The sequence below is a fragment of the Nitrincola alkalilacustris genome (assembly GCF_008973755.1).
Taxonomy (GTDB): Bacteria; Pseudomonadota; Gammaproteobacteria; order Pseudomonadales; family Balneatricaceae; genus Nitrincola; species Nitrincola alkalilacustris.
On the sequence record NZ_WBOM01000002.1, the window covers coordinates 533,093 to 546,126 of the forward strand.

General features: G+C 53.1%; 10 protein-coding genes. 6 read left to right on the top strand and 4 right to left on the bottom strand.

The window, feature by feature from the left end; genetic code table 11:
- Nucleotides 1-8: 8 nt before the first annotated feature.
- Nucleotides 9-2,606: an ABC transporter permease gene (locus F7R27_RS05280; RefSeq protein WP_206060381.1), complete on the bottom strand. Its 2,598-nt coding sequence runs from the start codon at nucleotides 2,604-2,606 to the stop codon at nucleotides 9-11.
- On the bottom strand, nucleotides 2,519-3,172 hold the full coding sequence (locus tag F7R27_RS05285; RefSeq protein ID WP_151703158.1) for an ABC transporter ATP-binding protein: 654 nt from the start codon (nucleotides 3,170-3,172) through the stop codon (nucleotides 2,519-2,521). The genes F7R27_RS05280 and F7R27_RS05285 overlap by 88 nt, the downstream gene beginning before the upstream one ends.
- A gap of 211 nt (nucleotides 3,173-3,383) precedes the next feature.
- Between F7R27_RS05285 and F7R27_RS05290 the strand changes: the two genes are divergently transcribed.
- From F7R27_RS05290 to F7R27_RS05310, 5 genes are all read left to right on the top strand, one after another.
- Nucleotides 3,384-4,454 carry an AI-2E family transporter gene (locus F7R27_RS05290; RefSeq protein ID WP_151703159.1) on the top strand — a complete coding sequence of 357 codons (1,071 nt, stop codon included), beginning with the start codon at nucleotides 3,384-3,386 and terminating at the stop codon, nucleotides 4,452-4,454.
- Complete coding sequence (locus F7R27_RS05295; RefSeq protein WP_151703160.1) at nucleotides 4,454-5,755, top strand: DNA recombination protein RmuC; 1,302 nt, start codon at nucleotides 4,454-4,456, stop codon at nucleotides 5,753-5,755. The genes F7R27_RS05290 and F7R27_RS05295 overlap by 1 nt, the downstream gene beginning before the upstream one ends.
- Nucleotides 5,756-5,818: 63 nt before the next feature.
- Nucleotides 5,819-6,199: a DUF2946 family protein gene (locus tag F7R27_RS05300; RefSeq protein WP_151703161.1), complete on the top strand. Its 381-nt coding sequence runs from the start codon at nucleotides 5,819-5,821 to the stop codon at nucleotides 6,197-6,199.
- A 36-nt stretch (nucleotides 6,200-6,235) separates the two neighbouring features.
- Nucleotides 6,236-6,730, top strand: a complete 495-nt coding sequence (locus tag F7R27_RS05305) for a copper chaperone PCu(A)C (RefSeq protein WP_151703162.1) — start codon at nucleotides 6,236-6,238, stop codon at nucleotides 6,728-6,730.
- Nucleotides 6,731-6,913: 183 nt separating this feature from the next.
- Nucleotides 6,914-7,747, top strand: coding sequence for a sensor histidine kinase (locus F7R27_RS05310; RefSeq protein ID WP_168927430.1), 834 nt, complete (start codon nucleotides 6,914-6,916; stop codon nucleotides 7,745-7,747).
- Nucleotides 7,748-7,772: 25 nt separating this feature from the next.
- Here the strand turns inward: F7R27_RS05310 and F7R27_RS05315 are convergent, their stop codons facing one another.
- Both F7R27_RS05315 and F7R27_RS05320 read right to left on the bottom strand, forming a co-directional pair.
- Nucleotides 7,773-9,038, bottom strand: coding sequence for an EAL domain-containing response regulator (locus F7R27_RS05315; protein ID WP_151703164.1), 1,266 nt, complete (start codon nucleotides 9,036-9,038; stop codon nucleotides 7,773-7,775).
- Nucleotides 9,031-11,712, bottom strand: coding sequence for a PAS domain S-box protein (locus F7R27_RS05320; protein ID WP_168927431.1), 2,682 nt, complete (start codon nucleotides 11,710-11,712; stop codon nucleotides 9,031-9,033). The genes F7R27_RS05315 and F7R27_RS05320 overlap by 8 nt, the downstream gene beginning before the upstream one ends.
- A 283-nt stretch (nucleotides 11,713-11,995) precedes the next feature.
- On the opposite strand from F7R27_RS05320, the gene F7R27_RS05325 reads away from it, so the two are divergent.
- On the top strand, nucleotides 11,996-13,033 hold the full coding sequence (locus tag F7R27_RS05325; RefSeq protein ID WP_168927432.1) for an ABC transporter substrate-binding protein: 1,038 nt from the start codon (nucleotides 11,996-11,998) through the stop codon (nucleotides 13,031-13,033).
- Nucleotide 13,034: the final 1 nt, after the last annotated feature.

Consider the following 13,034-nt stretch of genomic DNA (forward strand, 5'->3'; position numbering starts at 1 on the left):
TATCCACATCAGCGTTCATCAGCGAAAACCCTCAGCAGTGTGGCAGGGGAGGTTCGGGCCAGCTTCATCACCGGCCAGATGGATGCCAGCAGGGCAGTGATGATGGCCATCAGAAAGAGCTGCAACCATTGCAGCGGAAACAGATGCAGCGGCAGGCGCCAGCCAAACGCCTGCACGTTGATGACCGAGACCAGACACCAGGCCAGCAGCAGGCCCAGTGGTATGGCTATTAATGCGGTCAGGCCAGCCAGCAGCAGGGTTTTCAGCAGTTCGACCAGAGCCAGTTGGCGTCGGGTGATGCCGAGTGCCCAGACCGGAGCGAGTTGCGGCAGGCGGCTGCTTGCCAGCGAAATCAGACTGCTGAAGAGTGCAATTCCGGCTACACCCAGAGTCAACCCATTCATGGCGCTGGTGGCTGTGAAAGTACGCTCAAAGATCGCAGTCGACCAGCTTTTCAGGCTGGCCTGATCCATCACCTGAGAGGCGTTGAGGTTGAATGAGGCTTGCAGATCACTGATCAACTGAGGTGCGGCCTGTGGATCCAGTCGGATGCCAAAGCTGCCCCGTTGAGCTTCTGGCCAGTGGGCCTTCAGCAGGGACAGATTCAGAATAATCTGACCCTTGGGATTACCATAGTCGGGGTAGATGGCAACCAGCCTCAACGGCAGATCGCCCTGAATCCCCGGTAAACGGACCTCATCTCCCAGACTCAGCGACAGACGCCTGGCCAGTTGTTCGCTGATCATGGCGCTGCTGCCTTGAGCCAGTTGCGTCCAGGCATCATCACTGCGCTGCAGCAGTGGCCAGTTGTCACGATAGGTGGCGTGATCCCTGTACCCCTGAAGCTGCACCGGCCAGCCCTGCAACTGTATCTCGGTGCTCCAGCCAGGCAGTGCCGCTTCCACTTCCGGTCGCTGCTCCAGCCATTCAACCATTGCCAGAGCCTGAGTCTCATTTTCGGCGCGCAGATACACTTCAGATGCCAGACGCTGATCAATCCAGCCGGTGAAGGTCTGTCTGAATCCTTCAACCATGGTGCCAACGCCGATATTGGCCGACAGCGCCAGTAGCAGAGCCATCAGGGCCAGCGACAGGCCAGACAGCTGTTGCCGGGTATCGGCCCAGAACCAGAACATGAAGGCTGAACGGCTGCGGCGCTCGGCCAGTTGCAGCAGGGCACCTAGCAGCACCGGCAGCAACAGCGTGATACACAGCATCAGGCCTGCAAGCATAATGAATCCTGCGATGAGTCCCGCCTGTGATTGCCAGGCGATCAGCGCTGCCAACAGCAAGAGCAGCGCGATAACTCCCTGTTTTCGATGCAGGCTCTGCTGGCGCTGCAGCCAGGCGTCCGGTTGCGCGATGCTGAGCAGCGGCAGGCGATAGCTCTGCAGCAACCCTTGAGCCGACGCGATCAATGCGCCGAGCAGACAGATACCGAGCCCGCTGAGCCACCACCAGAGGCTTAGTTGAAGCTGCCCGGCGATACTGGCGCCATACAGCCCTCTGAGACTCGCTGCGACATCCGGCAGCAGCCAGGCTGCAATCAGGTAACCGCCGATCATGCCGGCTGCACCTGCCAGAAGAACCAACAGCAACAGCTCCAGCAGCAAACCCAGTATCAGGACACCTCTTGAAACACCGCAGGCACACAGGGTGCGAAACAGTGATCTGCGCTGCTCGAAGGCGATTCCCATGGCCGCATGCACGATAAACAGGCCGACTACAAAGGCCAGCAGTCCCAGTGCAGTCAGGTTGAGATGGAAGCTGTCTGTCAGGCGTGCCAGATCAGCCTCCTCGTCACTGGAAGCGACTCGAAGCTCTTCTTTCGTGGAATGTTTGATGTATTGAGTCAGGCGTTCACGCTCGTCATCACTCAGCTCCGGGATCAGCAGTGCCGAGAGGAGATCCGGCTGCCCCAGCAGTGTCTGAGCAACTCCGATATCCACCACCAGCAGCCCGGGTGGTAAACCAGCGCGTTCCGTCAGGGGTGGCAGGTGATGTGCGGCCACAAGCGGCTGATCACCAGCGGCAAGCCCCAGTTCCTGAAGCGTCTCCGGTGCGATGTATGTCTGTCCTGGTGGGGTCAGAAACTGGTTAAGGCTGCCCTGACCACTGCTGACACTGGCGATACGAGTATCCCCTGGCAGGGTGACCGGATCGATGCCGATCAGTTGCAGATTCTGCTGCATGACACGGATGCGTCCTTCAAGCAGCGGCGAGACCCGAAACCCTCCCCGTCGCAGCTCGATATAGAGTTGCTGGGGAAAGGTCTGTCCCTGTGTGCTGATCAGGCGTTCTGTTGCGTCACTGCCGAACAGCGTGGCGGCACGATCATAGCTGCTGCGTGCCTGAGTATTCAGAGCTTGAATACCGCTCCACAGGGCAGTTGCCAGCATCAATCCAGTGAATAGCGTGGCCAGTTGCACCGGGTGTCTGAGCCAGTGGCTGGAGAGTGTCTGCAACAGCCAGCGCAGCAGGTTCAGCCGCTGCCGAGCGCGAGAAATAGCGCTGTGGTTCATGTCAGACTGCCTGCCACCAGGTGTACCTGTTGTTGCAGTTGACTGGCGAGTCGGGTGCTGTGTGTGACCATCAACAGACTGCATTGGGTTTCCTGTATCAGATCCAGAAACAGAGCCATCACCTGGTCCCCGCTTTTTTCATCCAGGCTGCCGGTGGGCTCATCTGCCAGCACCAGATCAGGTTTTCCGGCTAATGCCCGACCTATTGCAACACGCTGCTGCTGACCGCCTGAAAGCTGCTCAGGATAGCGATCCAGCAGTGCTGAAAGACCCAGATGTTTGATCAGCGTCTGCTGCCATTGCGGATCAAAACGTCCGGCGATCCTGGCCTGAAATGCCAGATTGTCTCTGACTCTGAGGCTGGGGATCAGATTGAATTGCTGGAATACCAGCCCCAGATGACGGCGCCGGTAGTCAGCACGGTCCGACTCACTCAACCGACTGAGCTCCTGCGTTTGAAAGTGTATTTTGCCCGTGTCGGGCGTATCCAGTGCAGCGACCAGATGCAGCAGCGTGCTCTTGCCACTGCCGGACTCGCCCATCAAGGCCAGACTACTGCCCGCTCCGAGAGTCAGGTTGATATCCCTCAATACCGTCAGTGGCCCTTGCGGGGTAGGATACTGCTTATTCAACGTCTCTATTGTCAGCATCTGTGCTCATTCATCGAAAGTCGTTCATCAAAGTCAGTTGTCAAAAGTCAGCCATCAAAAAGTGAGATCAATCAGTCTCATACGCGTGTCAGCCAAGCTGGATTGCTCTTCACAAGGAAAGTCCAGTATGCAGGACATTCGCGCCTGATACGTTATACAATCATAGCGAAATTAACCCACTATGAGCATGCACTGGGGTCTGGATACCATGATGAAGGAAAGTCAGGGGCTGAAATGGCTGTTGGGCCTGGCGGGAGTGATTGTCATTATTGCCGGTTTGAAAGCAGCAGAAACCATCGTTATACCGATCATGCTGGCACTCTTTGTGGCGATCATCAGTATGCCTTTTCAGAGGCTGTTGACCAAGCGGGGTGTTCCTCCTGCTCTGTCGGTGCTGATCGTGTTACTGACGCTGGTCGTGTTTGGCGGCATCCTGGTCACGGTGGTGACACAGTCGATAGACAGTTTCATCTCTCGCCTGCCCAACTATCAGGTGCGCATGCAGGAGATCATGGCTGATCTGCTGCCTTATCTTGAAGGCCACGGCCTGCCGCTCAGCAAGGATCTGGTGATGGATCATTTCAATCCGGGTCAGGCGATGGGGCTGGTCGGTACCATGCTCGCGAATGTTGGCTCTCTGCTGACCAACCTTTTCCTTGTATTGTTTATCGTCATCTTTCTGTTGCTGGAAGAGGCCGCATTCTCCAAAAAGCTGCGTGTTGCACTGCCCAATGCAACCAAACAGCTCTCCAGTGCCAGTGGCTTCATGCGCCAGGTTAATCAATATCTGATGATCAAGACCACCATCAGTTTTATTACCGGGGTGCTGGTGACCTGCTGGCTCTGGTTTCTGGATGTGGATTTTCCAGTCCTCTGGGGACTGATAGCGATGTTGATGAACTATATTCCCAATGTCGGTTCACTGATTGCCGCCGTGCCGGCTGTGCTGCTTTCCCTGGTACAGCTTGGGGTCGGTGATGCGATGCTGGTGGCTTCGGGGTATGTCGCTATCAATGTGATCATGGGTAATCTGATAGAGCCGCGATATATGGGGCGCGGACTGGGTCTGTCACCGCTGGTGGTGTTCCTGTCGTTGATTATCTGGGGCTGGTTGTTTGGTCCGGCCGGAATGTTCCTGTCCATCCCGCTGACCATGATCGTCAAGATTGCACTGGAGCAGAATCACAGTACGGCCTGGATCGGTATCATGCTTGGAAGCGAGCCGTTGGATGAAGAGGTGGAAGAGGCCAATCAGAAAGCGCTGCAGTCCGGTGAACACTGATGCCGGTTATTGAGCCTGCAGTCTGGGGTGTGCTGGCGCTGCTGGCGGCACTGCTGTTGCTGGCGGTGATGGCCTGGCGGGGCCAGGTGCGGCTGAGCGATCAGTATCAGCAGTGGCTGGAGGAGGAGAAAACGGCCCATAAGGATCTGCAGGCCGAGTACCATCTGCTGCAGACTCAGCATGCAGCGCTGAGAGCGACCACACAACAGAAGGACGGACATTTTGCCGAGCAGATTCAGCAGCTGGAAAACAGCCGTGAGCGTCTGAAGCAGGAGTTTGAGCTGCTGGCGACAGAGATACTGGAGCGCAAAGGGCGTACTTTCACCGAATTGAATGAGCGCAGTATTATCGGGCTGCTGCAGCCCATGCAGACCGAAATGAAAGGCTTCAGAGATAAGGTCGAAAAGATTCATGAGCAGGAACTGCAGCAGCGGGCAGAGCTGCGCATGGAGCTGAAGCAGCTTCAGGCGCTGAATCGAGAGATCACCGAGCAGACACACCAGTTATCCACTGCGCTGCAGGGGCAGAAGAAGATGCAGGGCAACTGGGGTGAACTGATACTGGAAAACGTGCTGGACAGCGCCGGTTTGAGGCCGGATCTGGATTATCGCCGTGAGGTCAGCTTCACTACCGACGAAGGTCGTTTTCGGCCCGATGTTGTGGTGTATCTGCCACAGAACAAACATCTGGTGATTGATGCCAAAACCTCCCTGTCTGCCTATACCCGATATGTGAATGCTGAAGAGGATGAGTCGCGTCAGATCGCGTTGCGTGAACACTGCAAAGCAATTGCAGCACGTATCGATGAGCTGGCAGGCAAGAACTATGACCGTTTGCCAGGGATCAACAGCCCTGATCTGGTGATCATGTTCATCCCGATAGAATCGGCCTTCAGTGAAGCAATTCGTCATGATGCCAGTCTGCATCAGCGAGCCATCGAACGGCATATACTGGTGGCAACCCCGAGCACTCTGCTGACGAGCCTGAACCTGGTACGTCAGCTCTGGCGTCTGGAAGATCAGAGCCGGCATACTGCAGAACTGGCCGATAAGGCCGAAAGCTTTTACCGCAAGCTGAACTCTTTCCTCAACAGCATGATGGATGTCGGCAAAAAACTCGACAGTGCCCGGGACAGTTATGATCGAGCGCTGGGGCAGCTGTGTGATGGCAAGGGGAACCTGATCAAGCAGGCGGCTGATTTCAGAGATCTGGGGGTGGCGGTCAAGCAGGAGTTGCCGTCAGAGCTGACGGAAAGGGCTGCGCTTGAACTGGAGCGCTCCTCAGAGCAGAAAGTGCAGTAAACCGATTTGGTTTTTTGAGCAAGGGTGTTACTCTCTGGGCAAAGTCTTTTTCAGTCGGATAATATGGTATTCAACACTGACCTGTCTCGCAAGGTATTGATCAGTCTGGCCATTATGGCCATGCTGTCTCAGTCCGTGGCTGCACTGAATATGTCTGTAACTGGCGGACGCTTCGAAACGGTGGAGCTGTGTACCTGGCATGGTGGTGTTCAACTGGTTCGGGTTGAGCTGCCTGGCTCAGGTGGTCCGGCTATGGATCATATCGACTGTCTCATCTGCCTTACGGGACAGGTAATGGCTACAGGCGGGGAGCGGCAATTACAGTTGCCTCCGCTCACCGGAGAAAGACCGGCAATCTATCAACAGCAATCACTGCGATTGCTCATCATTCCTCAACCTCCCAGCCGGGCTCCGCCTCGATCTGTGCTCAACTACCTGACATGACATTTCTTTTTTAATCCTGAAAGGATCTTTTTTATCATGCGTAAACTCATAGCGAGCGTAGTTGTTGTGCTGACAAGTCTTATGGCAGCGGTGCAGGTTGCTGCACATGATTTTCATGCAGGTGATCTCAGAGTCGTACACCCCTTCTCCATGCCGACACCTCCGGCAGCAAGAGTCGGAGGTGTATTTCTGGATCTTGATAATCAGGGAGATGAAGCCATAGCACTGGTGGATGCCCGCTCGATGCTGTCGGATGTGGTTGAAATACATGATATGGAAATGAAGGATGGCACCATGCGTATGTTCCGTATCGAAGAGCTGCGGGTGGAGCCGGGTGAAGTGATCAAGATGCGTCCCGGTGGTGGATATCACTTGATGCTGATCGGTTTGAAACAGCCTCTGGTGGAAGGAGAACACTTTCCACTCTGGCTGACTTTCTCAGATGGCAGCGAACTGGAGGTGGAGGTCTGGGTTCAATCGATGAGTGACGGAGCAGCGGCTGCTGATGGCCATCATGATCATAAACACTGATCTGATAAAATTCAGTTGCTGATAACCTTCGGGCAATTGATAAACAGTCCTTTCAATTGCTCGATTCAAGCTTATTCAGTTATAAGAGTGTTTTTCAGCTATAGTGAACAAGGGTGTTCAGATGTCTGAGTGAATCAGACAGGAATGTGTATATCAGGGAGTTGGTTGTGCTGGAATATCAACATGAATGATGACAGCTTGGGTGAGCCTGTGTCCCATACTGGCAGAGAGCTGGATGTCCATCTTATTCACTCAGAGAAGATGGCCAGCATCGGGCAGTTGGCGGCAGGTGTCGCGCACGAAATTAATAATCCGGTTGGTTATGTTTTTTCCAATCTAAAGATCATGGCGAAGTATATCCGCGATCTGCAGACAATTATTGATACGATTGATACATCATCAAGCCTTGAAGAGGTCAAGGCGGTCAAGCGAAACATCGACTATACCTATATCAGACAGGATCTTGAGGATCTGCTGAGTGAGTCTGTCTATGGTGTGGAAACAATTATTGACATTGTGTCGGCGCTGAAGGACTTTTCCTACGATGATGGTGATGAGTACAAGGAGGTAGATCTGTACAAGGGTCTCAACAGTACGCTGAGTGTTGTTAATAATGAGATCAAATACAAAGCTGAGATAGTGAAACAGTTCAGTGATTTACCGCTGGTTGAGTGCGTGCCTTCACAGATCAATCAGGTGTTTATGAATCTGCTGGTCAATGCTGCGCACGCGATAGAAGAGACAGGAGTGATAACCCTGTCGACCTGGGTGGAGGGTGACAGGGTCTGGTTTGAGGTTGCTGATAATGGCGTTGGGATGGATGAGGCAACGTTAAGCAGAATATATGAGCCTTTTTTCACTACCAAACCTCCGGGGCAGGGGACAGGGCTGGGTCTGGCAATTTGTTACAGTATTCTCAAGAAGCATAATGCAACAATGGAGGTAGAGTCAGAGCTCGGAGCAGGTACCCGGTTCAGGTTCTTCCTGCCTATTAAAAGACAAACGCCCATGTCATAGAGCTGTTTCATACTGCCTCAATTAATCAAAATTTCTTGCCTATCAGCGCATCAATGCCAGAGTTTTCAATCCAGTTGGCGACATCTTCTGCCGGCATGGGGTGTGCAATCAGATATCCCTGAGCCAGGTCACAACCGTTCTCGCGCAGGTAGATAAAGGTTTCCTGATCCTCTATTCCTTCTGCTGTGGTGACCAGCCCCAGGCTGTGTCCCAGATCAATGATCGACTTCACGACCGTTCTGGACTCCTGTGACTGCCGTGCCGTCAGGACAAAGGATTTATCCACTTTGATCTCGGTGAAAGGCAATCTCACCAGCTGCAGCATGGAGGAGAAGCCCGTACCGAAATCGTCCAGAGAGAGTTGAAAGCCCTTCATGCGCAAGCGTGTCAGCGTATCCAGTGAGGCGGTGGGGTCTTCCATGGCACTGGTTTCAGTCAGCTCGAAAATGATCTGCTCCGGTAGAATCTTCAGTTCCTGACAGTAGCTCTCTATCTGTTCGAACAGCGCAATATCTCCAATCGAAAGGGCCGAAATATTCAGTGATAACTTGATAGGTTGTCCCTGATTGATGCCTGAGTGTGATTGTATCTCCGGACTCTGGCAGAATTGAGCAAACCAGCTTAATGATGTTTTTGCCATCTGCTCCGTCAGCTTCTCGATCATATGATGGGCTTCGGCCTGCATGATAAATTGATCGGGTGCGATGAAACCAAAAGCCGGATGGCGCCAGCGGGCCAGCGCTTCAAAGCCAGAAAGAGCACCATTGGAGCAGTTTATTTTGGGCTGATAAAACGCCTGAATCTGACCCTGGTCCAGTGCTTGCTGCAGGTCGGCAACTTTAAGAGATGGGCTGCTGCGCTGTGGGACATTGACTGCAGGCATCGTCGAGGATAGCTCTGCTGGTGTTTCCGTTGTAAGCAGATTGCGGAGCTGGGCAGGAGAGAAGGGCTTGGGCAGCACACCGAGAATGTTCAACCCATGCTCTGAGGCGGAACGACTGGCAGCATCCAGAACGCGTCCACCCATGCCACTGGTAATGATAATACCTGCCGTACATGTACGCCTGGCCAATTCTGTCATGACCTGAACCCCGTCCTGACCCGGCATGATCAGATCGATGGCGATGATATCCGGGCACCACTCCTGAACCTGTGTAAAGAAAAGCTCTGCTTCAGTCGTGAACTCCGCATCCCAGCCAGCCATTTTGGCGATACGGCGTATTGTCTGACCGATCATGGGGTCGTCATCCAGTATCAGTAATCTGTGAGCTGGGGGCGGGGCATCATTCATGATGTTCACTCAGTGCTTCGCGCACTTTTTGCAGGAGATCCTGTCGTTTATAAGGCTTTTCAAGCAGCATTACGCCTGGGTCAAGCCGTCCGTTATGCACAATGGAGTTCTGTGTGTAACCTGAAGTATAGAGTACTTTCAGCGCCGGGTTGTGTAATTGGCACAGTCCGGCAAGATCGCGTCCGCTCATGCCTCCGGGCATCACCACATCGGTAAACAGCAGGTCAATATCCTGACGGCTCTTGAATATATTCAGTGCCGTTGGCCCATTTTCAGCAGCTATAATCTGATAGCCTGCCAGCTCGAGCTGGCGCTTGGCAAACTGAAGAACCAGGTCATCGTCTTCAACCAATAGAATTGTTTCATTACCCTGCTGGTTGCGCTCCAGTTCTGCGCTGGTGCTTGGCTGTTCCTCACTATCTGTGGCGCGTGGCAGATAGATCCTGATGGTGGTGCCCTCTCCAAGTTCAGAATAGATGTTGATATGTCCCTGAGACTGTTTCACAAAGCCATATACCATGCTCAGACCCAGTCCGGTACCCTTTCCTTTTTCCTTGGTGGTGAAAAAGGGCTCGAATACACGCGGCAGGTGCTCCTGCGAAATACCAGAACCTGTATCAGAAAGGGCCAGCACCACATATTTACCCGGTGCTATCTCGCCATGATGAGAGGCGTAGGACTCATCCAGCTCAATATTGTTTGTTTCAATAGTCAGTTTGCCGCCTGAGGGCATGGCATCGCGGGCATTGATGGCCAGATTGAGCAGAGCACTTTCAAGCTGTCCGGGGTCGACCAGGGCTGGCCAGATCTCAGACTTTGCCATCAGGCTGATTTCGATATGCTCTCCCAACGCGTGTTGCAGCAAAGATGTCATGTCATTGACTGTCTGATTGATATCAATCACCTTGGGATCAAGAGGTTGACGCCGTGCAAACGCCAGAAGTCGGGAGGTCAGTTGAGAGCCTCGACTGGCAGCATTACAGATGATCTCAGCCAGTGGCCATTTGTCATCATCCGTTGGCAGCTCCTCCATCAGCAGTTCGGCATTACCGATTATAACGGTTAACAGGTTATTGAAATCGTGTGCGATACCGCCGGTCAGATGTCCGAGCGATTCCAGACGCTGAGCCTGGCGTAACTGCTCCTGATCCTTACGCTGCCGTGTAATATCCTGAAGGTAGGCTGTCATACCATCTGCTGCCGGGTAGGTACGCACATCCAACCACATATCATCAGCTTCCCAATGCGTTTCAAAAGCTGTGGGCTGGTTTGAATCGAGAGTGCTGTATAACTGCCTGATCAGTTCACTGTCTTGCGGAATATCGGTGACTTCCCAAATCACATTTCCTATCAGTTGGTCATGGTGTTTCTTCAGTATTGTCTGCGCTTTATTGTTGATGAAGGTGAAGCGAAACTGTTTATCCAGTGTGAAAAAACCATCGGTGATACTTTCTATGGTGCTGGTCAGGCGCTGTGCAAGGTATTCGGTTTCACTTTGAAGATCCTTCAACTCCTGGATATCAATCGATGTACCATAGTATCGAAGGATCTGGCCATCGGCATTGCGTATCGGAGTGGCGCGAGTCAGGTGCCATACGTAGATACCATCTGCACGTAGAATGCGAAATTCGACACGGTATGGCTCATGTCTTTTAGCAGCTCTTTGCCAGCAATTAACCGTGTTTTCACGATCATCCGGGTGGATAACCATCATCCAGCCGCCTGGTTTTGACAGGGCTTCAGCAGGTACACCGGTGAACTTTGTCAGCAGTGAGTTGAAGAACTCAATCTTGCCGTCGGGCCTGGTGGTCCAGACTATAATCGGCATGCTATCAGCCAGTTTGCGGAAGTTGTTTTCGCTCAACTCCAGCTCTTTTTCAATGCGCTTCTGGCTTGTTACATCCATGAAGGCGCCTTCCACGGCACAGACTTTTCTGTTGTCATCCAGGATCGGTTGGCCTATTGCTCTTACCCAGAGCGAATTGCCATGCAGCGTGTTGATCTGCAGCTGCAGATCGAAGGCGATCCCTTTTGACACGCATTCATTGAAGCTCTTTTCAATTTCCGGACGACTGGCTTCGGTATAGTAACTGAGCGCCTCTTCAAGCGTTGCTCTGTAACCGGGGGCATGGCCATGAAGAACCGCAACTTCATCCGACCAGGTCATGGTTTGGCTGGCAACATCAAAGTGCCAGCCGCCAAACTGCGCAATCTTGCCGGCCATGGTCAGTATGCGATTCTGCTCTTTCAGTTTGGAGTCAGTTATCTTCAGCTTCCTGTTGGCCGCTTTCAAGCCGGACATATCGCGCAGGGTTTTCATGCATAGCAACCCTGTCAGACCGATAGCGATGATGCTGAAGATACGATTACCCATGATCAGGTAAAGCGAAAAGCCTTCAGGCGCAGGTGGGGAAATAAAGTACCCCAGTGCTGTCAGGGTCATTGCAGCAGCCGAGGTAAAGGTGATTAGCTGAGTGCTGCCTGAGCACACCAGAAGTAACAGAAGCGGGCAGTAGAGCATGCCATGCGAAAACCCCAGCTGGGTAAACATCTCCAGCAGGAATAGCGTAATAAGGCTGACGGAAGCCAGGGGCTTCCAGACTACAGACAGACGTTTTTCAGATGGCCACTTTGACAGCTCTGCGAATGTTGAACTCCTTTTGAAAAGCCCCATGCCTGATGTTCTCCTGAGAGCCTGGTAGTCCTGAGTAGAGCGGACATATTCAGTGTAATACATATCTGTTCAACAGTGTTGATGTGAATCTCTATTTCCAGCTGGTCAAGGTTTACAAGGCTGGATAAACAGCGCAAAGTATTGATGTGACTTGTATTGTCGGTTATTCCCAGCTATATCTTTTGGCAGTCTCTGGGTTTCGAGGCAGGTTCTGGCGGGGAGCAGGCTCGCGCAAGTTGATGCGCGGTCGTTAATGGATACCATACATGACTGGATACCCTGTATGTATAAGCTAAAATTCAGCAGGATGCGCTTTTCGGCTTTCATGCTTGTGGTGCTCCTCTTCTCTGCCTCTGGCGTTGTGGCCTCTTCATCTGTCCGTCTTGGTGGATCGGGCTGGGTAGCTGATGCACCAACAAAAGTGGCTGATCTGAAGGGGTATTTTAATCCTGATTCTGCTGAACCTCCGATTGAAGTGCTTTACTTCAACTCAGGTAAAGAGGCGCTGGAGAGTCTGTTACGTGGCGATCTGGAGGTTGCACTGGCTGCAACCTCCCCAGTGGCAATTCAGCTTTTGCGAACGTCTGAACAGGTGGGAGCCGATGGCGACGATCTGGTGATCCTGTCGTCGGTCAGTCTTTCCAATCAGTCTCACTATATCATTGCAGCGGCCGACCGTGGCATCCACTCAGCGGAGGAACTCAATGGGCGGCGTGTTGGCGTTATGCTGGGCACATCTGCACATTTTGCCTGGTACCGCTTTGCTATTACACATGCATTGATGAAAAGTGAGATAACTCTGGTCGATATACCAATATCCGAGCAGTCACAGCGATTGCTGGCTGGGGAGGTCGATGCGGTGGTGAGCTGGGATCCCTGGGGGCTTCAGATACAGCAGGCACTGGCTGGAAATGCTGTCACTTTCACTGCCCGGGAGATCCATACGGTAGACTGGTTGATTGTAACGCGCAGAGGCTTTGCTGAAGCCAATCCTGATCTGATGGATCGCATTCTATCTGGTTACGCAATGGCCATAGAGTTCATTCAGAAGCAGCCGGAGTCAGCTCGCCAGCTGCATGCGGATTTCAGCGGTCTCCCCAGCGCAGAGCTGGCACAAATGGAGCAGGGGATCATCTGGCGTATGGCTTTGAACTGGGCGGTACTGGCGAATGTTGAGGCGCAGTTTCAGTGGCTTAATACCTGGCCTGAATACACCGATACCCTCCCACCGGCACCTGCACGGTATCTTCATGCCGAGCCTTTTAATCGTGTCATTCCCGGTGGTGTAACGCTGCCATTCTATATGCACAGTGTGGATTGAC